A 1,164-nucleotide genomic window follows, 5' to 3' on the forward strand; every position below is an offset into this window, starting at 1 on the left:
CCGGTGCCGTCGTCCGTCGGCCCGTGTTCCGCCGGGCCGCCCGGGTCGGTGGGGCCGATCGCCCCGCCCATGTCGTGCAGCGGGCGTTCCTGCCGTGCCATCGCGGTGTCCTCCCGTCGTTCCTCCGCCGGTCCGGGGGCCGGCGCGTGCGCCGGGCGTCTGCCCGACCGCCTGGGCCGGAAACGGCCCGCAGGTTTCTCCGCCGCCGGAGCGGACAGCCGCCACGGCGAGAGCCGCCCGACTCCCGGAGGCAGCCATGCCCGCCGCGCACCGCCCCTGCGCCCCGCCCGCCCCGCACCCGCTGCGCGGCTACGCCCTGCTCGCCGACGGCCGGCGCGGCGCCCTGCTCGACCCGGACGGCGTGCTCGGCTGGCTGTGCGTGCCGCGCTGGGACAGCGACGCGGTGCTGTCCGCGCTGATCGGCGGGCCGGGCTGGTTCGGCCTGACCCCGACGGCGACGTACGTGCCGGGCGGCCGGTACGAGGACGGCGGGCTGGTGTACCGCAGCCGCTGGGTCACCCGGGACGGGGTGGTGGAGTGCCGCGAGGCCCTGGCCCGCCCGGCGGAGGCGCACCGCGCGGTGCTGCTGCGCCGCGTCCTGGCCGTGGACGGCCCGGCCGAGCTCGACGTCGCCCTGCACCTGGCCGCCGGTTTCGGCGCGGCCGGCGCCACCGATCCGGTCCGCGACGCGGCGGGCCGCTGGACGCTGCGCACCGGCCCGCTGCACGCCCGGCTGACCGGCCTGCCGGACGCCCGGCCGGAGCGCTGCGGCGGCCTGCACGCCGTGCTGCGCGCCGCGGCCGGCACCTCGCACGACCTGGTCCTGGAGCTCTCCGACCGGCCGTTCGACGATGCCCCGCCGGACCCGGACCGCGCCTGGGCGGCCACCGAGGCGGCCTGGGCCGCGGACGTCCCGGCCCTGGACGAGCTGGCCGGGCTGCCCGGCCACCGCGACGCCCGGCACGCCCACGCCGTCCTCACCGGCCTGACCGGCCCGGACGGCGGCACCGTCGCCGCGGCGACCACCAGCCTGCCCGAGCGCGCCGAACAGGGCCGCAACTACGACTACCGGTACGTGTGGATCCGCGACCAGGCGTACATCGGCCAGGCGGTCGCCGCCCGCGGGCCGCACCCGCTGCTGGCCGGCTCGGCCCGCTTCGTCAC

1 protein-coding gene is annotated in these 1,164 nt (G+C 80.2%); it reads left to right on the forward strand.

Annotated features, from left to right (window positions below):
* Positions 1-256: 256 nt before the first annotated feature.
* On the forward strand, positions 257-1,164 hold a 908-nt coding region (locus tag ACFUEL_RS39840), incomplete at its 3' end, for a trehalase-like domain-containing protein (RefSeq protein WP_380243132.1).

It is taken from the genome of Kitasatospora sp. NPDC057198, from assembly GCF_042670125.1.
Lineage (GTDB): Bacteria > Actinomycetota > Actinomycetes > Streptomycetales > Streptomycetaceae > Kitasatospora.